Below are 16,429 nucleotides of genomic sequence, written 5' to 3' on the forward strand. Positions count from 1 at the left end.
TTACTTACGGGATAGTGATTTCATATCAGAACGCTTCATCAAATGTTCATACTGCTGTGTCATTCTGTAAGAAGCAATCTGCGTACTGAAATCCATGGTTACTACTACCAAAATCAGCAATGAGGTACCACCCAAGTAAAACGGAACATTCAAAGCTGTTGTCAAAAACTCAGGGATCAAACAAATTATGGTGATATAAAGTGCACCAAAAAAGGTCAGGCGCAATACCACTTTTTCCAAATATCTTGATGTCTGCTCACCCGGTCGGATACCCGGCACAAATGCACCGCTTTTCTTCAAATTCTCAGCCATTTCACGCGGACTGAAAACCAATGCTGTGTAAAAATAGCAGAAGAAAATAATGGTTGCGGCAAACAGCAAAATATACACCGGCTGGCCATGCTGCAACAAAGCTGCCGCCTTATAAAACCAATTATCGGTATTGGTCGAACCGAACCAGCTCAACAAGGTGGACGGAAACAAAATGATGCTAGAAGCAAAAATAGGCGGAATCACACCGGCCATATTCAGCTTGAACGGCATATGGGTAGACTGGCCTTGAACCAACCGGTTTCCCACTTGGCGTTTGGCATAATGCACAGGAATCTTGCGCTGGGCACTCTCAAAATACACCACCACATAAATCAGCAGCAACGCACCGATAACAATAGCCACAGCCATCAACATGCTCATCGAGCCTTGGCTGGTTAATGTCAACAAACGCGAAATACCGGCAGGAATACCGGCCGCGATACCAGCAGTAATGATCAGCGAAATACCGTTCCCAATCCCCCGCTCAGTCATTTGCTCACCCAGCCACATCAAAAACATTGTGCCAGTAACCAAACACACCACAGTGGATACATAAAATTCAAGCTGAGACGCTACCACGATATTTTGTTGGTAAACAAAAGTAGCTACGCCAAAGCTTTGCAGCAGTGCCAACAAAACCGTACCGTAACGCGTATATTTGGTAATCACACGTCGCCCAGCCTCGCCCTCTTTTTTCAATGCCTTCAACGAGGGCATGATTTCAGAAGCCAGCTGAACGATAATGGACGCCGAAATATAGGGCATGATGCCGATGGCAAAAATACTAAAGCGCTCGAGTGACCCGCCGGAAAACATGTTTAACATGCCCAGCATGCCACCACTTGCGCTTTCATAAAGTTTAGCCAACGCGGCAGCATCCACACCCGGTACCGGAATATGGGCACCTATCCGAAATACCACCAATGCACCCAATAAAAACAATAACCGGTTTTTTAAATCACCAAACTTAGAAAGTCCTGATGAAGATTGTCGATTTGCCACGTTTGTCGTCCAGACCTTATTCTTCTACTTTACCGCCAGCAGCTTCAATAGCAGCTTTGGCGCCTTTGGTTGCTTTGATACCCTTCAGGGTAACCGCACGGCCAACCTCACCGGAAGCAATCACCTTAACATTCAGCGCATTCGCAGCAACCAAACCAGCTTGTTTCAAAGTCAAAACATCGATTTCATCCACAGCAACCAAAGCCAGTTCGCTCAAGCGTACTTCAGCATTAGTGGCCGCAGTCAATGATTTGAAACCACGTTTGGGCAAGCGGCGTTGCAACGGCATTTGGCCGCCTTCAAAACCGACTTTGTGGAAACCACCGGAACGGCTTTTTTGGCCTTTATGGCCACGACCGCCCGTTTTGCCCAAACCGCTACCGATGCCGCGACCCACGCGGCGTTTAGCGTGAGTTGCACCTTCAGCAGGTTGAATAGTATTCAAAAACATATTACGACTCCACTTTCAAAAGGTAGCTGATTTTATTAATCATGCCACGATTTTCGGGGGTATCTAATACTTCAACGGTGTGTTCACGACGACGCAAACCCAAACCGCGAGCACAAGCACGATGTGACTCAATGGTGCCAATCAGGCTTTTTACCAAAGTCACTTTAATCTTTTTTTGTTCACTCATGATCAGATCCCAAAATTTGTTCTACGGTTAAGCCGCGCTTGGCAGCAATATCCGCCGGTGTGTAGAGCTTGGCCAAACCGTCCAATGTTGCGCGAACAATATTGTAAGGGTTGGTTGAACCGTGCACTTTGGCAGAAATATTGTGTACGCCCATTGCATCAAAAACCAAACGCATCGGGCCGCCGGCCTTTACGCCGCTACCTTCTTTGGCAGGCTGCATAAACACACGGGTTGCACCATGGCGACCAATCACTTCATGATGGATGGTGCCGTTTTTCAACGGTACTTTAATCATATTACGACGGGCTTGATCCATTGCTTTTTGCACAGCAACCGGCACTTCTTTTGATTTGCCCTTGCCCATGCCGATGCGGCCATCGCCATCACCTACCACGGTCAAGGCCGAGAATGCCATAATACGGCCCCCCTTAACCACCTTGGTTACACGGTTTACGGCAACCATTTTCTCTACCAGGCCGTCACCGCGTTCTTCAATTTCATGTTTTGCCATCTCAGGTCTCCAAAATCTTTATTAGAAGCTCAAACCGTTTTCACGTGCGGCTTCAGCCAAAGCTTTTACACGACCGTGATATTGAAAGCCTGAGCGATCAAATGCGACTTTTTCCACGCCGGCAGCCTTGGCTTTTTCAGCAATACGCTTGCCTACCAAAGCAGCTGCTTCGATGTTGCCGCCTGATTTCAAGCCATCACGCACTTCGGCTTCCAAAGTAGAGGCTTGCGCCAATACTTCACCACCCTCAGCACTGATCACTTGGGCATAAATATGGCTGTTTGTGCGGAAAACACACAATCTCACCATTTTCAAATCTGCAATACGGGCACGGGTTTTGCGTGCGCGGCGCAGTCTTGTTGCATGTTTATTCATTAGTGAGCCTCAATTATTTCTTCTTAGCTTCTTTCATCACCACAACTTCGCCAACATAGCGAACACCTTTACCTTTATAAGGCTCCGGCGGACGGAAATTGCGGATTTCGGCAGCAACCTGACCAACAACCTGCTTGTCGGCACCGGTCAACACGATCTCGGTTTGAGACGGCGTTTGCACTGTAATACCTTCCGGCATTTCGTAAACGATGGGATGAGAAAAACCTAAAGACAAATTCAATGTTTTGCCCTGAGCTTGGGCGCGATAGCCCACGCCGATCAACTGAAGTTTTCTTTCAAAACCCTCAGACACACCTTTAACCATATTGGCAACCAGTGCACGGACAGTGCCGGACATTGCACCTGAATGCTTGCTGTCATTAGTGGCAGCAAAAGTGATTTGACCGTCATTCAGCTCAACAGCTACATCGTCAGTCAGCGGAAATGACAACTCGCCATTTTTACCCTTAACTGTCAATTTATCCGTTCCGAATTTTACTTCTACGCCAGCAGGAACAGTTACTGGATTTTTCGCTACGCGAGACATCTAAACTCTCCCTATCAGGCAACCACGCACAACAACTCACCACCAATGCCGGCTGCGCGGGCTTTGCGATCAGTCATTACGCCTTTTGAAGTACTAACGATAGCCACACCCAAACCGTTCATTACGGCGGGAATATCATTAGAGCCTTTGTAAACACGCAAGCCCGGACGGGATACGCGCTTAATTTGCTCAATCACAGGGCGACCTGCGTAGTATTTCAATTGAATTTCCAATACCGGTTTTGCATCAGCAGAAACCGCGAAGTCTTCGATATAGCCTTCTTCTTTCAAAACATTGGCAATTGCACATTTCAGTTTTGAAGAAGGCATCGCTACCGCAACCTTGCTTGCGCGTTGCGCATTGCGGATACGGGTCAACATATCGGAAATAGGATCATGCATACTCATATATTCTACTCCTATTACCAGCTGGCTTTAATCACACCCGGGATTTCACCACGCATGGCGATTTCACGGATTTTGGTACGACCCAAACCGAATTTGCGGAAAGTGCCACGGGGACGACCGGTTAAAGCGCAACGGCGGCGCTGGCGAACCGGAGATGCATTGCGGGGAATGGCCTGGAATTTCAGGCGAGCCTCGAAACGATCTTCGTCAGAAACGCTGGTGTCATTGATTACTGCAAAAATTGCCTCACGTTTGGCGGCATATTTTTTTGCCAATGCAGCACGCTTCAATTCGCGATTAATAAGTGCTTTCTTAGCCATGATTATCCTTTAAACGGAAACTTAAACAGCGACAGCAAAGCTTTGGCTTCTTCGTCGGTTTTTGCAGTAGTGGTCACAGTAATGTTCAAACCACGCAGCGCATCGATTTTATCGTATTCGATTTCCGGGAAAATGATTTGCTCGCGCACACCCATATTGTAGTTACCACGACCATCGAAAGACTTGCCGCTTACACCACGAAAGTCGCGTACACGCGGCAAAGCCACGGTTACCAGACGATCCAGGAATTCAAACATTTGATCGCGACGCAAAGTTACCTTGCAGCCCACCGGATAGTTATCACGGATTTTAAAACCGGCAATGGATTTGCGCGCAACAGTTACCACAGGTTTTTGACCCGCAATTTTTTCCAAATCGGCAACAGCATGTTCCATTACTTTTTTATCAGCAACCGCTTCGCCCACGCCCATATTCAAAGTGATTTTTTCGATACGGGGCACTTCCATAACTGATTTGTAGTTAAACTGCTTCATCAGCTCAGGAACCACAGTGCTGTTGTAAAACTCTCTTAAACGTGCCATGTTATTTCAACTCCTTACGCACCGATAACCGCACCGCTGGATTTAAAGACACGAACGCGTTTTACTTTGCCTTCGCCCTCTACCAACTTGATGCCTACACGATCGGCTTTTTTAGTTTCCGGATTGAAGATGGCAACGTTTGAAATGGCCAGAGGCATGTTTTTCAAAACGATACCGCCCTCAACGCCACGCATCGGATTTGGTTTTTGGTGACGTTTTGCAACGTTTACACCTTCCACCACGATTTTATCGCCCAATACGCGAACAACCTGGCCCTGTTTGCCTTTATCTTTACCGGCAATTACGATCACTTGATCGCCTTTAATCAGCTTATTCATCGCCAACCTCTCTTACAACACTTCAGGTGCTAATGAAACGATTTTCATGAAGCGCTCAGTGCGCAATTCACGAGTAACCGGGCCAAAAATACGGGTACCCAAGGGCTCCAATTTATTGTTCAACAATACAGCTGCATTGTTGTCAAATTTAATCAGCGCACCATCGGGACGACGCACACCTTTTGCAGTGCGAACAACTACTGCATTGTATACATCACCCTTTTTTACACGGCCGCGTGGCGCTGCATCTTTAACCGCCACTTTGATAATGTCGCCAACAGAAGCGTAGCGACGCTTGGAGCCGCCTAAAACTTTGATGCACATTACACGGCGCGCACCAGAGTTATCAGCCACATCCAAGATGGTCTGCATTTGAATCATGTTAATACCTTTAAATAAACCAACTTAATTTACCACTTTCAGACGGCGTTTAAATCTACTGCCATATGCCGCCTGAAACCGCTAACGGTTCCAGTAAACCAGTCTTGGACCCCGAAGGGAAGAACTTTCAGAAAGAAGCTGAAAGATAAGAAACGAAGTTTACAGGCTTTTTTTAGCTCCTGCAAGACTTCGTTTCTTTTTCAAGCGTTAGCTGTCGTAAAAATTAAACAGTACGCGCTTTCTCTACCAGCTCTTGCACTACCCAAGACTTGGTTTTTGACAACGGGCGGGTTTCTGCAATCACCACGATGTCGCCAACGCCGTATTGATTTTGCTCGTCATGAGCATGAATCTTGGTCGAGCGGCGGATAATTTTACCGTAGAGCGGGTGCTTCACTTTACGCTCAACCAGCACGGTAACGGTTTTATCCATTTTATCGCTAACCACTTTGCCCTGCAAAGTACGAACATTTTTCACTTCGCTCATTACTTGGCACCTTTTTCAGTTAAAACGGTTTTAATACGAGCAATGTCACGGCGTACTTTTTTCAATTCACTGGCTTTTGCCAATTGGCCGGTTGCATGCTGCATACGCAGGCCGAATTGTGCTTTCAGCAAATCAAGCAAATCGGCATTCAATTGCTCAACAGATTTGTCTTTCAATTCATTTGCTTTCATTATTGACCTACCTGTCTTACAACAAACACAGTCGGAATCGGCAGTTTGGCAGCAGCCAAAGTGAAGGCTTCACGTGCCAACGCTTCCGGCACGCCGTCCATTTCGTACAATACTTTGCCGGGTTTCACTTCAGCAACATAGTACTCAACGGAGCCTTTACCGCCACCCATACGCACTTGAATCGGTTTTTCAGTAATCGGTTTATCCGGGAACACGCGAATCCAAATACGGCCGCCACGTTTAATATGACGGGTCATGGTACGACGGGCAGCTTCGATTTGACGGGCAGTCAAACGACCACGGCCTACGGCTTTCAAGCCGAATTCGCCGAAACTAACTTTATTACCGCGGGTAGCAATGCCGGTGTTGCGGCCTTTATGTTGCTTGCGGTATTTCATTCTAGTTGGCTGCAGCATGACGACCACCTGCCTTTCTTTGTCTCTTTTCTTGCTCAGGCTTGGCTTGAGCCTTATCGGTGCCTTCACCGGTGTAAACCCAAACTTTCAAACCCAACACACCATAGGTGGTGTGTGCTTCGCTGGTTGCGTAATCCACATTTGCACGCAGAGTATGCAAGGGCACACGGCCTTCGCGATACCATTCGCTGCGGGCAATGTCCGCACCATTCAGACGGCCTGAAGTCATGATTTTGATGCCTTTGGCACCAACACGCATGGCGTTTTGCATGGCACGCTTCATAGCACGACGGAATTGAACGCGTTTTTCCAATTGCTGGGCAATACCGTCGGCAATGATTTGCGCATCCAGCTCAGGCTTGCGGATTTCTTCGATGTTGACATGCACAGGCACACCCATCAAGGCTTGCAGATCGCGTTTCAACACTTCGATGTCTTCGCCTTTTTTACCAATCACCACACCCGGGCGGGCTGAATGAATGGTAATGCGGGCAGACTTGGCCGGACGCTCAATCACGACACGACCAACAGAGGCATTTGCCAGGCGTTTGCGCAAGTAGTCGCGAACATCAATGTCTTGCTTCAAAACAGTAGAAAATTCGTTGCTTTTGGCAAACCATTTAGAAGACCAGTCTTTGGTCACCGCCAGGCGAAAGCCTGTAGGGTTAATCTTTTGTCCCATAGCTTTTCCTTAGTTACCCACTGTCACATTGATATGACAAGTTTGTTTTTCAATGCGGTTACCGCGACCTTTGGCACGAGCTTGAAAGCGTTTGAGGCTGGGGCCTTTATCCACAAAAATGGTGACCACTTTCAATTCGTCGATATCGGCGCCTTCATTATGCTCTGCATTTGCAATAGCAGATTCCAGCACTTTTTTAATCAACTCAGCACCTTTTTTGGGGCTGAACGCCAAGATGTTCAAGGCTTGGGCAACGTCTTTGCCGCGAATCAGATCTGCCACCAGGCGAGCCTTTTGTGCAGAGATGCGGGCGTTTTTATGTTGTGCATTAACTCTCATGATTCACCTTATTTCTTTTTAGCCTTTTTATCGGCCAAGTGGCCTTTAAAGGTACGGGTCAATGAGAACTCGCCTAATTTATGGCCAACCATGTTGTCGCTGATAAATACCGGCACATGGGTGCGGCCATTGTGTACAGCGATGGTCAAACCGATAAAATCGGGCAGAATGGTAGAACGACGCGACCAAGTTTTAATCGGGCGCTTATCGCTGCTTGCACGAGCCGCATCTACTTTTTTCAGCAAATGCAGGTCTACATATGGGCCTTTTTTCAATGAACGAGCCATATCAATTAACCTTTATTTGAGTAACGGCGGCGAACAATCATATTGTCCGTGCGTTTGTTGTTACGGGTACGGTAACCTTTAGCAGGTGTGCCCCACGGGCTAACCGGTTCACGAGCTTCACCGGTACGGCCTTCACCACCACCATGGGGGTGATCAACCGGGTTCATCACCACACCGCGTACGGTCGGGCGAATACCGCGCCAACGATTGGCACCGGCTTTACCGATTTTTTTCAGGCTCTGCTCTTCATTGCCCACCTCACCGATGGTCGCGCGGCAATCCACATGGATTTTACGCACCTCACCTGAGCGCAAACGCACTTGAGCGTAGATACCTTCTTTGGCCAGCAAAACAGCAGATGCACCGGCTGAACGCGCAATTTGCGCACCTTTGCCCGGCTTCATCTCGATGCAGTGAATGGTTGTACCCACCGGAATATTGCGAATCGGCAAGGCATTGCCTGCTTTAATTGCGGCTTCTGCACCAGACACCAACACGGCACCGGCTTGAATGCCGCGCGGCGCAATAATGTAACGACGCTCGCCATCGGCATAGCACAACAGTGCGATAAACGCCGTACGGTTCGGATCATACTCGATACGCTCGACTTTAGCGGGAATGCCGTCTTTGTTGCGCTTGAAATCCACTACGCGGTAATGCTGCTTGTGACCACCGCCTTTATGACGGGTGGTAATGTGGCCGTTGTTGTTGCGGCCGGCAGTAGTGTTTTTCTTTTCAACCAGCGGTGCATACGGTGCACCTTTATGCAAACCTTCTGCTACAACGCGAACCATGCCGCGACGACCAGCAGAGGTAGGCTTCATTTTTACGATAGCCATTGTACTTATTCCTTATCTGCGGCTGCAGCAATGGCTTCCACGTCGATCTGTTGACCGGCTGCCAGGCTCACATAAGCTTTTTTCACATCGCTGCGGCGACCGATCGTACGACCAAAGCGTTTTACTTTACCTTTGGTGATCACGGTGGTCACAGAAGCCACTTCGACATCAAACAACAACTCAACTGCAGCTTTGATTTCCTGCTTGGTTGCATTGGGCAACACTTTGAATGTCATTTGATTACGTTTTTCAGCCAACAGGTTGCTCTTTTCAGAAACAACAGGAGCCAAAATTACTTGCATCAGGCGTTGTTGATTCATACCCATTGCTCCTCTAACTGTGCAACCGCATCTTTAGTGATCACGACTTTTTTGTAGCGCAAGAGGCTGTAGGGATCAGCTTGCTGTGCTTCCAAAACCATAACGTTGGGCAGGTTGCGTGAAGACAGGTATACGTTTTCATCCAATTGCTTGGTAATAAACAACACTTGCTCCAAACCCAAATTTTTCACTTGCTCGGCGAATTCTTTGGTTTTCGGCGTTGCAGCAGACAATTCATCAATCACAAACAAGCGTTCATCACGCACCAATTGCGACAGAATTGAAGCCATACCGGCACGATACATCTTACGGTTCACTTTTTGGGTGAAGTTTTCAGACGGCTTATTCGGGAAAGCACGGCCACCGCTACGCCAAATCGGAGAAGAAGTCATACCGGAACGCGCGCGGCCGGTGCCTTTTTGGCGCCACGGCTTTTTGGTAGAGTGTTTTACTTCTGCACGGGTTTTCTGCGCACGGTTACCTGAGCGGGCGTTTGCCAAAAAGGCAGTAACCAGCTGGTGCACCAACGCTTCATTGTATTCACGGGCAAACAGTGCATCAGAAGCATTCAAGCTGCCTGATACTTGGCCTTTTGCATCAATAACTTTCAATTCCATTACGCACCTACTTTCACGCTAGGACGCACTACAACGTCGCTATTAACGGAACCGGGCACAGCACCTTTTACCAACAACAATTGGCGCTCTGCATCTACACGCACAACCTCCAGGCACTGAACAGTAGCCTTGGTGTTGCCATACTGACCGGCCATACGCTTACCCGGAAACACACGACCCGGATCTTGCGCCTGACCGATAGAGCCGGGCACGCGATGCGAACGCGAGTTACCGTGAGAAGCACGTTGCGAACCGAAATTGTGACGCTTAATGGTGCCTGAAAAACCTTTACCTTTGGAGGTACCGGTTACATCCACCAATTGACCGGCTTCAAACATGGCAACAGTGATTTCATCACCAGCCTTGAGCTCGCCCAATTTTTCTTCAGTCAAAGCAAACTCAACCAAACCGCGACCGGCTTCCACACCTGCTTTTGCAAAGTGGCCGGCTTCAGTTTGAGAAACACGATTGGCTTTTTTCTGACCAAAGGTAACTTGAACGGCCACATAGCCGTCAGTATCTTTGGATTTTACTTGCGTGACGCGGTTAGCAGACATATCCAACACGGTTACCGGAACAGATGCACCTTGTTCGTTAAACACGCGGGTCATACCCACTTTGCGCCCAACCAGACCTAAAGTCATGATTATTTTCCTTTTAGTAAAGGGGTCAGCTACGATTGGCCGACCATTGGACAAAATAAACGCTTGGCACGAAATGCCAAGCCCTGAACTATACTATAAAAACCCATCGCTTTTCAAGAAAAATCTTGCCCTTAGCTTTTGCAGCCATCATTTTTGCGACATTGCTGTCCGGCATCCTGCCTTTGTATGCCGCCCAAATTAATATGCAATCTTCCGCGCCATCCGTTTGTTGTTTATTCTCATTGGATTTAATACTTTATTTTTCAGACGGCCTATAATAATATCTATAGAAACTATAAACACAAAACGGGGAATATTATGAAAACATTTGCCACAATTGCAGCTTTATTTATCTCGTGCTCTCCCGCCCTTGCCGCCGCGCCCGATTTATTGCTGGCGCAAGAATTTAAAGGGCAAAACGTTACCGGGTGGGCAATGAGTGAAAAACTCGACGGAGTGCGCGCCTATTGGAATGGTAAGCAATTAATCAGCCGCCAAGGCTATCCTTTCACCCCGCCTTCCGGTTATACCGCCCATTTCCCGCCTTTTCCGCTGGATGGAGAGCTGTACAGCCGCCGCAACCAATTCGAACAGATCTCTGCCTCAGTGCGCCAACACTCCGGCAACTGGCAAGGCATCAAATTACACGTTTTTGATGTGCCGCAAGCACAAGGCAATCTTTATCAGCGCTTGGCTGTGTTGCAGCGCTGGCTGGATCAACACCCACAAGCACCTATCCACATCATCAAACAAACACCTGCCAGAGACAATGCCCACGCCCTTGATTTTCTGAAACAAATCGAATCTGCTGGCGGCGAGGGCGTGATGCTGCGCAACCCCAGCCTGCCTTATCGCAGCGGGCGCAGCAGCCATCTGCTCAAATTAAAATCCGCCCACGATGATGAATGCGTGGTCACCCATCACCATCCCGGCAAAGGAAAATACGCCGGCAAGCTTGGGGCAGTCAGCTGCAAAAACCGCCATGGCGAATTCCGTATCGGCAGCGGTTTCAAAGACAGCGAGCGCAGCAATCCGCCCGCAATCGGCAGCACCATCACCTATAAATACCGAGGATTCACCCAAAAAGGCACACCGCGTTTCGCCACTTTCTTGCGGACTCGCAATGAGCATTGACCCCAGTCATTCGAAATGAGAAAGGCCGTCCGAAAGGTTTCAGACGGCCTTTGTATGTTACTCAATCCGCACAATCACATCCACCTTAAAACAAAGAAAGAGGCCGTCTGAAAAGATGCAGACAGCCGTTCGGTTATTTTCGGGCCAAATATAAAAAGCCCGGGCAAATCATTGCCCGGGCTTTGAACCAGCTGAGGATTATTGTACTTTAATTTCAACATCCACGCCGGCCGGCAGATCCAGCTTCATCAGCGCATCAGTGGTCTTGTCGGTCCAATCCACGATGTCCATCAGACGCAAGTGGGTGCGGATTTCAAGCTGTTCGCGTGAAGTTTTATTCACATGCGGAGAACGCAGGATATTGAAACGCTCGATTTTGGTCGGCAGCGGAATCGGGCCTTTTACTACGGCGCCGGTGCGCTTGGCGGTTTCAACGATTTCCTGTGCGGAGCGGTCGATCAAGCTGTAATCATACGCTTTCAAACGGATGCGGATTTTTTGGTTTGCCATTATCTTTATCCTTAAATTAAGCGATTACAGAAGAAACCACGCCGGCGCCTACGGTACGGCCGCCTTCGCGAATCGCGAAACGCAGGCCTTCTTCCATGGCGATCGGGGCAATCAGCTCTACTGTGATGGCTACGTTTTCACCCGGCATTACCATTTCTACGCCCTCTTCCAAGGTTACCGCGCCGGTTACGTCGGTGGTGCGGAAGTAGAATTGCGGACGGTAGTTGGCGAAGAACGGGGTGTGACGACCGCCCTCTTCTTTGCTCAATACGTACACTTCGGCTTTGAATTTGGTGTGCGGGGTGATGGTGCCCGGTTTGGCCAATACTTGACCGCGCTCTACGTCTTCACGTTTGGTACCGCGCAACAGCACGCCTACGTTGTCGCCTGCTTGGCCTTCGTCCAGCAGTTTGCGGAACATTTCAACACCGGTGCAGGTGGTTTTTTGGGTGTCTTTCAAGCCTACGATTTCAATCTCGTCGCCTACGTGGATGATGCCGCGCTCTACGCGACCAGTTACCACGGTGCCGCGGCCTGAGATTGAGAACACGTCTTCAATCGGCAGCAGGAAAGGTTTGTCTACGGCACGCTCGGGCGTGGGGATATAGCTGTCCAGGGCATCGGCCAAGGCGAAAATGGCGGTTTCGCCGATTTCGCTGGTGTCGCCTTCCAGGGCTTTCAGGGCTGAGCCTTTGATGATCGGACAGTCATCGCCGGGGAAGTCGTAGCTTGACAAGAGGTCGCGGATTTCCATTTCAACCAATTCCAGCAGCTCTTCGTCGTCAACCATGTCGCATTTGTTCATAAACACGAGGATGTAGGGCACGCCTACTTGACGGGCCAGCAGGATATGCTCGCGGGTTTGCGGCATGGGGCCGTCAGCGGCCGAGCACACCAAAATCGCGCCATCCATTTGGGCAGCACCGGTAATCATATTTTTTACGTAGTCGGCGTGACCCGGGCAGTCTACGTGGGCGTAGTGGCGGCCGTCGGTTTCGTATTCTACGTGTGAGGTATTGATGGTGATGCCGCGGGCTTTTTCTTCCGGGGCATTGTCGATTTGGTCGTAGGCTTTGGCCGCGCCACCGAATTTTTTAGACAAAATGGTGGTCAATGCTGCGGTCAATGTGGTTTTACCATGGTCAACGTGACCGATGGTGCCAACGTTTACGTGCGGTTTGTTCCGCGCGAATTTCTCTTTAGCCATGAGCTAATTCCTTTATATAAAGAACGATTAAAGATCAAAAGTAAGGGGTGGCCGTCTGAAAGCTTTCAGACGGCCTGTTTTACAGCTTAGCCTTTGCGGGCTTCTGTTACTTGTGCGGCCACATGCGCCGGAGCTTCTGAATATTTCTTGAACTCCATTGAGTAAGTGGCACGGCCTTGGGTGGCGGAACGCAAGTCGGTAGAGTAGCCGAACATTTCAGCCAACGGCACTTCGGCGCGGATTTTCTTGCCGCCGATACCGTCATCATCCATGCCCAATACAATACCGCGACGACGGTTCAAGTCGCCCATCACATCGCCCATGTAGTCTTCAGGCGTTTCCACTTCAACAGCCATCATCGGCTCCAGCAATACCGGAGAGGCTTTTTTCATGCCTTCTTTGAAAGCCATGGAAGCGGCCAATTCAAACGCGATTTGCGATGAATCGACATCATGGTAAGAACCGAAAGTCAGGCGAACGCGCACGTCTACCACGGGGTAGCCGGCCACGATACCGTTGGACAGCGTGTCGCGGATACCTTTGTCGCAAGAGGGGATGAATTCACGCGGAATCACACCACCTTTGATTTCATCGACAAATTCGTAACCTGCGCCGCCCGGCTCCATCGGCTCCATTTTGATCACAACGTGACCATATTGGCCTTTACCGCCGGATTGTTTCACGTGCTTGGCTTCAGACTCCACTTCCTTGCGGATGGTTTCACGGTAAGCCACTTGCGGTGCACCCACGTTGGCTTCCACGCCGAATTCGCGTTTCATGCGGTCAACGATGATTTCCAAGTGCAATTCGCCCATACCGGAAATAATGGTTTGGCCGGACTCTTCATCTGTGCGCACGCGGAAAGACGGGTCTTCCTTAGCCAAGCGGTTCAGCGCAATACCCATTTTTTCTTGGTCGGCTTTGGTTTTCGGCTCTACGGCAACGTGGATTACCGGCTCGGGGAATTCCATGCGCTCCAGAATAATCGGGGCATCTTCGGCACACAGGGTTTCACCGGTGGTGACATCTTTCAAGCCAATGGCAGCGGCGATATCGCCGGCGCGCACTTCTTCGATTTCAGTACGGTCATCGGCAGTCATCTGCACCAAACGACCGATACGCTCACGTGTGCCTTTAACCGAGTTGGTTACGCTGTCGCCTGATTTCAGCACGCCTGAGTAAACACGGATAAAGGTCAGCTGGCCTACGTATTTGTCGTTCATCAGTTTGAACGCCAAAGCCGAAAACTTAGCTTCATCGCTGGCTTCGCGGGTTTCGTGCGCACCTTTGGGGGTTTCGCCCGCCACCGGCGGAATGTCGGTCGGAGCCGGCAAAAACTCAACCACAGCATCCAACATACGTTGCACGCCTTTATTTTTAAAGGCCGAACCACACAATACCGGCTGGATTTCACCGGCCAAGGTGCGTTGACGTAAAGCGGCTACGATTTCTTCTTCGGTCAGCTCTTCGCCGCCCAAGTATTTATCCATCAGCTCTTCGGTGGCTTCAGCAGCGGCTTCAATCATGTTGCCGCGCCATTCTTCAGCGATGTCAACCAAATCAGCCGGAATTTCACCATATTCAAAGGTCAGGCCTTGAGTGGCTTCATCCCAAATAATGGCTTGCATTTTCAGCAGATCAACCACGCCTTGGAAGCCTTCTTCGGCACCAATCGGCACCACAACCGGCACCGGGTTGGCACGCAAGCGGGTTTTCATTTGCTCAACCGCGCGGAAAAAGTTGGCACCTTGACGGTCCATCTTATTGATAAAGGCCAAGCGCGGCACTTTATATTTATTGGCCTGACGCCATACGGTTTCAGACTGGGGCTGCACGCCGCCTACGGCACAGTACACCATCACCGCGCCATCCAACACGCGCATAGAACGCTCAACTTCTACGGTGAAGTCAACGTGTCCCGGGGTGTCGATCACATTGAAGTGATGCTCTTTAAACTGGCCGGCCATGCCTTTCCAGAAAGTGGAAACGGCAGCCGAAGTAATGGTGATGCCGCGCTCTTGCTCTTGTTCCATCCAGTCGGTGGTGGCTGCACCGTCATGCACTTCGCCCAGCTTGTGGGTCATGCCGGTGTAGAACAGAATGCGTTCGGTGGTAGTGGTTTTACCTGCATCAATATGGGCAGAAATACCGATATTGCGATACCGGTCAATGGGGGTTTTACGAGCCATTTTGGTCGCCTTTCTAAATCGGGATTAGAAGCGGAAGTGCGAGAATGCTTTGTTGGCTTCGGCCATGCGGTGCACTTCTTCGCGTTTTTTCATCGCGCCGCCACGGCCTTCGGCCGCATCAATCAACTCACCCGCCAAACGCAAATCCATGGATTTTTCACCACGTTTGCGGGCAGCATCGCGCACCCAGCGCATCGCCAAAGCCAAGCGGCGTGAAGGACGAACTTCAACAGGAACTTGGTAGTTGGCACCACCGACACGGCGGCTTTTTACTTCAACAACCGGTTTGGCGTTGGCAATGGCAGTATTGAACACTTCGATGGCAGTTTGGCCGGTTTTCTTTTCAATTTGCGCCAATGCACCGTAAACGATGCGTTCTGCAACCGATTTTTTACCGTCAATCATCAATACATTCATGAATTTGGTCAATTCTACGCTGCCGAATTTCGGATCCGGCAATACGTCGCGCTTGGGGACTTCTCTACGTCTTGGCATTTTAATTTCCTTTTACTATTCAGTTGGGGCATGCCCATGAGCATTTATCGAAACGCTCACTTACTCGGCCGCTTTTTAATTCAGACGGCCTACGTGCCTTAAATTACTTGTGTTGCGTCCTGCATTATTTAGGACGTTTCGCGCCGTATTTAGAACGGGCTTGTTTACGGTCTTTCACACCCGCGGTATCCAAAGAGCCGCGAACGGTGTGGTAACGCACACCCGGCAAGTCTTTTACACGACCGCCGCGAATCAGCACCACGCTGTGCTCTTGCAAGTTGTGGCCTTCACCGCCGATGTATGAAATCACTTCAAAACCGTTGGTCAGACGCACTTTGCACACTTTACGCAATGCAGAGTTCGGTTTTTTAGGGGTGGTGGTGTATACACGGGTGCACACGCCGCGTTTTTGCGGGCAGGCTTCCAGTGCAGGCACTTTGTTTACGTACACGGGCTTTTGACGGCCTTTGCGTACCAATTGGTTAATAGTAGGCATATTTTCTCGTTCCTATTGAGTTAAATACATTACCGGCAAGATGCCAGCAAGAGCGGGATTATAGCCCGATTGCAAATATCAAGTCAACAGGCCGTCTGAAAAGCTGTTTAACGTTCAAGATTTTAGCCGCTTTATGTTGCTTTTGGATGACGCTTTGGCAACAGGCCGCCTGAAAATAAAAACCGCTGTTTGCATGGGCAAAC

27 protein-coding genes are annotated in these 16,429 nt (G+C 49.6%); 1 reads left to right on the forward strand and 26 read right to left on the reverse strand.

Annotated features, from left to right (window positions below; translation table 11 throughout):
• The 21 genes from secY to rplC all read right to left on the reverse strand — a co-directional run bounded on the left by secY (position 1) and on the right by rplC (position 10,195).
• Entirely contained in the window at positions 1 to 1,314 is a 1,314-nt protein-coding gene (gene secY / locus LVJ78_RS11260; protein ID WP_132954546.1) for a preprotein translocase subunit SecY, read from the reverse strand.
• A gap of 16 nt (positions 1,315 to 1,330) precedes the next feature.
• The gene (rplO, locus tag LVJ78_RS11265) at positions 1,331 to 1,765 is read right to left on the reverse strand and encodes a 50S ribosomal protein L15 (RefSeq protein WP_132954547.1); all 435 of its coding nucleotides are present in this window, start codon (positions 1,763 to 1,765) and stop codon (positions 1,331 to 1,333) included.
• A gap of 1 nt (position 1,766) precedes the next feature.
• Positions 1,767 to 1,952 (reverse strand): 50S ribosomal protein L30, encoded by a 186-nt coding sequence (gene rpmD, locus LVJ78_RS11270; protein WP_132954548.1) that lies wholly within the window; start codon positions 1,950 to 1,952, stop codon positions 1,767 to 1,769.
• Entirely contained in the window at positions 1,945 to 2,463 is a 519-nt protein-coding gene (rpsE, locus tag LVJ78_RS11275; protein ID WP_132954549.1) for a 30S ribosomal protein S5, read from the reverse strand. Before rpsE ends, rpmD begins: the two co-directional genes overlap by 8 nt.
• 21 nt (positions 2,464 to 2,484) lie before the next feature.
• Positions 2,485 to 2,838, reverse strand: coding sequence for a 50S ribosomal protein L18 (gene rplR / locus LVJ78_RS11280; RefSeq protein ID WP_132954550.1), 354 nt, complete (start codon positions 2,836 to 2,838; stop codon positions 2,485 to 2,487).
• A gap of 13 nt (positions 2,839 to 2,851) precedes the next feature.
• Complete coding sequence (gene rplF, locus LVJ78_RS11285) at positions 2,852 to 3,385, reverse strand: 50S ribosomal protein L6 (protein WP_132954551.1); 534 nt, start codon at positions 3,383 to 3,385, stop codon at positions 2,852 to 2,854.
• 14 nt (positions 3,386 to 3,399) lie between these two features.
• On the reverse strand, positions 3,400 to 3,792 hold the full coding sequence (gene rpsH, locus LVJ78_RS11290; RefSeq protein WP_132954552.1) for a 30S ribosomal protein S8: 393 nt from the start codon (positions 3,790 to 3,792) through the stop codon (positions 3,400 to 3,402).
• A gap of 14 nt (positions 3,793 to 3,806) precedes the next feature.
• Positions 3,807 to 4,112: a 30S ribosomal protein S14 gene (gene rpsN / locus LVJ78_RS11295; protein WP_132954553.1), complete on the reverse strand. Its 306-nt coding sequence runs from the start codon at positions 4,110 to 4,112 to the stop codon at positions 3,807 to 3,809.
• Positions 4,113 to 4,114: 2 nt separating this feature from the next.
• Positions 4,115 to 4,654 (reverse strand): 50S ribosomal protein L5, encoded by a 540-nt coding sequence (rplE, locus tag LVJ78_RS11300; RefSeq protein WP_132954554.1) that lies wholly within the window; start codon positions 4,652 to 4,654, stop codon positions 4,115 to 4,117.
• A gap of 14 nt (positions 4,655 to 4,668) precedes the next feature.
• The gene (gene rplX / locus LVJ78_RS11305) at positions 4,669 to 4,992 is read right to left on the reverse strand and encodes a 50S ribosomal protein L24 (RefSeq protein WP_132954555.1); all 324 of its coding nucleotides are present in this window, start codon (positions 4,990 to 4,992) and stop codon (positions 4,669 to 4,671) included.
• Positions 4,993 to 5,004: 12 nt separating this feature from the next.
• Positions 5,005 to 5,373, reverse strand: a complete 369-nt coding sequence (gene rplN, locus LVJ78_RS11310) for a 50S ribosomal protein L14 (protein ID WP_002215434.1) — start codon at positions 5,371 to 5,373, stop codon at positions 5,005 to 5,007.
• Positions 5,374 to 5,596: 223 nt separating this feature from the next.
• A complete protein-coding gene (gene rpsQ, locus LVJ78_RS11315) occupies positions 5,597 to 5,860 on the reverse strand; it encodes a 30S ribosomal protein S17 (protein WP_132954556.1) in 264 nt (87 codons plus the stop codon).
• Positions 5,860 to 6,051 carry a 50S ribosomal protein L29 gene (rpmC, locus tag LVJ78_RS11320; RefSeq protein ID WP_132954557.1) on the reverse strand — a complete coding sequence of 64 codons (192 nt, stop codon included), beginning with the start codon at positions 6,049 to 6,051 and terminating at the stop codon, positions 5,860 to 5,862. Before rpmC ends, rpsQ begins: the two co-directional genes overlap by 1 nt.
• Positions 6,051 to 6,467: a 50S ribosomal protein L16 gene (gene rplP / locus LVJ78_RS11325; protein ID WP_132954558.1), complete on the reverse strand. Its 417-nt coding sequence runs from the start codon at positions 6,465 to 6,467 to the stop codon at positions 6,051 to 6,053. The genes rpmC and rplP overlap by 1 nt, the downstream gene beginning before the upstream one ends.
• The gene (rpsC, locus tag LVJ78_RS11330; protein ID WP_132954559.1) at positions 6,451 to 7,149 is read right to left on the reverse strand and encodes a 30S ribosomal protein S3; all 699 of its coding nucleotides are present in this window, start codon (positions 7,147 to 7,149) and stop codon (positions 6,451 to 6,453) included. The genes rplP and rpsC overlap by 17 nt, the downstream gene beginning before the upstream one ends.
• 9 nt (positions 7,150 to 7,158) lie before the next feature.
• Positions 7,159 to 7,488: a 50S ribosomal protein L22 gene (gene rplV / locus LVJ78_RS11335; RefSeq protein WP_132954560.1), complete on the reverse strand. Its 330-nt coding sequence runs from the start codon at positions 7,486 to 7,488 to the stop codon at positions 7,159 to 7,161.
• A gap of 8 nt (positions 7,489 to 7,496) precedes the next feature.
• The gene (gene rpsS / locus LVJ78_RS11340) at positions 7,497 to 7,775 is read right to left on the reverse strand and encodes a 30S ribosomal protein S19 (RefSeq protein ID WP_132954561.1); all 279 of its coding nucleotides are present in this window, start codon (positions 7,773 to 7,775) and stop codon (positions 7,497 to 7,499) included.
• 5 nt (positions 7,776 to 7,780) lie between these two features.
• Positions 7,781 to 8,614: a 50S ribosomal protein L2 gene (gene rplB, locus LVJ78_RS11345; RefSeq protein ID WP_132954562.1), complete on the reverse strand. Its 834-nt coding sequence runs from the start codon at positions 8,612 to 8,614 to the stop codon at positions 7,781 to 7,783.
• Between the two features lie 5 nt (positions 8,615 to 8,619).
• Positions 8,620 to 8,934, reverse strand: a complete 315-nt coding sequence (rplW, locus tag LVJ78_RS11350) for a 50S ribosomal protein L23 (RefSeq protein ID WP_207894333.1) — start codon at positions 8,932 to 8,934, stop codon at positions 8,620 to 8,622.
• On the reverse strand, positions 8,931 to 9,551 hold the full coding sequence (gene rplD / locus LVJ78_RS11355) for a 50S ribosomal protein L4 (RefSeq protein WP_132954564.1): 621 nt from the start codon (positions 9,549 to 9,551) through the stop codon (positions 8,931 to 8,933). The genes rplW and rplD overlap by 4 nt, the downstream gene beginning before the upstream one ends.
• Positions 9,551 to 10,195, reverse strand: coding sequence for a 50S ribosomal protein L3 (gene rplC, locus LVJ78_RS11360; RefSeq protein WP_132954565.1), 645 nt, complete (start codon positions 10,193 to 10,195; stop codon positions 9,551 to 9,553). Before rplC ends, rplD begins: the two co-directional genes overlap by 1 nt.
• Positions 10,196 to 10,513: 318 nt before the next feature.
• On the opposite strand from rplC, the gene LVJ78_RS11365 reads away from it, so the two are divergent.
• Positions 10,514 to 11,329 (forward strand): DNA ligase, encoded by an 816-nt coding sequence (locus LVJ78_RS11365; protein ID WP_132954566.1) that lies wholly within the window; start codon positions 10,514 to 10,516, stop codon positions 11,327 to 11,329.
• Positions 11,330 to 11,527: 198 nt separating this feature from the next.
• On the opposite strand, the gene rpsJ is transcribed toward LVJ78_RS11365, so the two are convergent.
• The 5 genes from rpsJ to rpsL form a co-directional block, all read right to left on the reverse strand.
• Positions 11,528 to 11,839, reverse strand: a complete 312-nt coding sequence (rpsJ, locus tag LVJ78_RS11370) for a 30S ribosomal protein S10 (RefSeq protein ID WP_002642322.1) — start codon at positions 11,837 to 11,839, stop codon at positions 11,528 to 11,530.
• A gap of 16 nt (positions 11,840 to 11,855) precedes the next feature.
• On the reverse strand, positions 11,856 to 13,046 hold the full coding sequence (tuf, locus tag LVJ78_RS11375; protein ID WP_244802573.1) for an elongation factor Tu: 1,191 nt from the start codon (positions 13,044 to 13,046) through the stop codon (positions 11,856 to 11,858).
• An 86-nt stretch (positions 13,047 to 13,132) separates the two neighbouring features.
• Positions 13,133 to 15,235, reverse strand: coding sequence for an elongation factor G (fusA, locus tag LVJ78_RS11380; RefSeq protein WP_132954798.1), 2,103 nt, complete (start codon positions 15,233 to 15,235; stop codon positions 13,133 to 13,135).
• Between the two features lie 24 nt (positions 15,236 to 15,259).
• Positions 15,260 to 15,730: a 30S ribosomal protein S7 gene (rpsG, locus tag LVJ78_RS11385; RefSeq protein ID WP_132954797.1), complete on the reverse strand. Its 471-nt coding sequence runs from the start codon at positions 15,728 to 15,730 to the stop codon at positions 15,260 to 15,262.
• Between the two features lie 124 nt (positions 15,731 to 15,854).
• Positions 15,855 to 16,226: a 30S ribosomal protein S12 gene (rpsL, locus tag LVJ78_RS11390; RefSeq protein WP_002218431.1), complete on the reverse strand. Its 372-nt coding sequence runs from the start codon at positions 16,224 to 16,226 to the stop codon at positions 15,855 to 15,857.
• Between the last annotated feature and the right edge of the window lie 203 nt (positions 16,227 to 16,429).

The organism is Uruburuella suis (assembly GCF_022870845.1).
In the GTDB taxonomy this organism is placed as follows: Bacteria; Pseudomonadota; Gammaproteobacteria; order Burkholderiales; family Neisseriaceae; genus Neisseria; species Neisseria suis.

Bases quoted from the DNA above. Each gene is read 5' to 3' on its own strand.
- rplO (WP_132954547.1), bottom strand. From the start codon at position 1,765: ATGTTTTTGAATACTATTCAACCTGCTGAAGGTGCAACTCACGCTAAA.
- rpmD (WP_132954548.1), bottom strand. From the start codon at position 1,952: ATGAGTGAACAAAAAAAGATTAAAGTGACTTTGGTAAAAAGCCTGATT.
- rpsE (WP_132954549.1), bottom strand. From the start codon at position 2,463: ATGGCAAAACATGAAATTGAAGAACGCGGTGACGGCCTGGTAGAGAAA.
- rplR (WP_132954550.1), bottom strand. From the start codon at position 2,838: ATGAATAAACATGCAACAAGACTGCGCCGCGCACGCAAAACCCGTGCC.
- rplF (WP_132954551.1), bottom strand. From the start codon at position 3,385: ATGTCTCGCGTAGCGAAAAATCCAGTAACTGTTCCTGCTGGCGTAGAA.
- rpsH (WP_132954552.1), bottom strand. From the start codon at position 3,792: ATGAGTATGCATGATCCTATTTCCGATATGTTGACCCGTATCCGCAAT.
- rpsN (WP_132954553.1), bottom strand. From the start codon at position 4,112: ATGGCTAAGAAAGCACTTATTAATCGCGAATTGAAGCGTGCTGCATTG.
- rplE (WP_132954554.1), bottom strand. From the start codon at position 4,654: ATGGCACGTTTAAGAGAGTTTTACAACAGCACTGTGGTTCCTGAGCTG.
- rplX (WP_132954555.1), bottom strand. From the start codon at position 4,992: ATGAATAAGCTGATTAAAGGCGATCAAGTGATCGTAATTGCCGGTAAA.
- rplN (WP_002215434.1), bottom strand. From the start codon at position 5,373: ATGATTCAAATGCAGACCATCTTGGATGTGGCTGATAACTCTGGTGCG.
- rpsQ (WP_132954556.1), bottom strand. From the start codon at position 5,860: ATGAGCGAAGTGAAAAATGTTCGTACTTTGCAGGGCAAAGTGGTTAGC.
- rpmC (WP_132954557.1), bottom strand. From the start codon at position 6,051: ATGAAAGCAAATGAATTGAAAGACAAATCTGTTGAGCAATTGAATGCC.
- rplP (WP_132954558.1), bottom strand. From the start codon at position 6,467: ATGCTGCAGCCAACTAGAATGAAATACCGCAAGCAACATAAAGGCCGC.
- rpsC (WP_132954559.1), bottom strand. From the start codon at position 7,149: ATGGGACAAAAGATTAACCCTACAGGCTTTCGCCTGGCGGTGACCAAA.
- rplV (WP_132954560.1), bottom strand. From the start codon at position 7,488: ATGAGAGTTAATGCACAACATAAAAACGCCCGCATCTCTGCACAAAAG.
- rpsS (WP_132954561.1), bottom strand. From the start codon at position 7,775: ATGGCTCGTTCATTGAAAAAAGGCCCATATGTAGACCTGCATTTGCTG.
- rplB (WP_132954562.1), bottom strand. From the start codon at position 8,614: ATGGCTATCGTAAAAATGAAGCCTACCTCTGCTGGTCGTCGCGGCATG.
- rplW (WP_207894333.1), bottom strand. From the start codon at position 8,934: ATGAATCAACAACGCCTGATGCAAGTAATTTTGGCTCCTGTTGTTTCT.
- rplD (WP_132954564.1), bottom strand. From the start codon at position 9,551: ATGGAATTGAAAGTTATTGATGCAAAAGGCCAAGTATCAGGCAGCTTG.
- rplC (WP_132954565.1), bottom strand. From the start codon at position 10,195: ATGACTTTAGGTCTGGTTGGGCGCAAAGTGGGTATGACCCGCGTGTTT.
- LVJ78_RS11365 (WP_132954566.1), top strand. From the start codon at position 10,514: ATGAAAACATTTGCCACAATTGCAGCTTTATTTATCTCGTGCTCTCCC.
- rpsJ (WP_002642322.1), bottom strand. From the start codon at position 11,839: ATGGCAAACCAAAAAATCCGCATCCGTTTGAAAGCGTATGATTACAGC.
- tuf (WP_244802573.1), bottom strand. From the start codon at position 13,046: ATGGCTAAAGAGAAATTCGCGCGGAACAAACCGCACGTAAACGTTGGC.
- fusA (WP_132954798.1), bottom strand. From the start codon at position 15,235: ATGGCTCGTAAAACCCCCATTGACCGGTATCGCAATATCGGTATTTCT.
- rpsG (WP_132954797.1), bottom strand. From the start codon at position 15,730: ATGCCAAGACGTAGAGAAGTCCCCAAGCGCGACGTATTGCCGGATCCG.
- rpsL (WP_002218431.1), bottom strand. From the start codon at position 16,226: ATGCCTACTATTAACCAATTGGTACGCAAAGGCCGTCAAAAGCCCGTG.